Consider the following 254-nt stretch of genomic DNA (forward strand, 5'->3'; position numbering starts at 1 on the left):
AGGTCGTGAGGACCTACGTCGAGGACGACAAGTACCTCGTCGTCCAGGTCTGGCAACCCGGTGAGCCCCTGCGCACGATCAAGCGCACCTAGGGCCTGCCCGGCGGATCAGGCCGGCTGCAAGAAACAGTGCAGACCGGCCGAGCCGAGCGGTGCCTGGTGCGTGCAGCTGCAAGGCGGAGGAGGGAGTCGACGCGGAGCGTCGGCGACCGACGACAACGCGGCTGGGGGTCCCCCCTCTGGGGGAGCGCGTGC

At 70.1% G+C, this 254-nt stretch carries 1 pseudogene; it reads left to right on the top strand.

The window, feature by feature from the left end:
* Positions 1 to 92 (top strand): annotated as a pseudogene (locus tag ADL12_RS56890) (pyridoxamine 5'-phosphate oxidase family protein); the annotation flags it as partial.
* Positions 93 to 254: the final 162 nt, after the last annotated feature.

Origin of the sequence: Streptomyces regalis, assembly GCF_001509475.1 — a bacterium.
GTDB lineage: Bacteria > Actinomycetota > Actinomycetes > Streptomycetales > Streptomycetaceae > Streptomyces > Streptomyces regalis.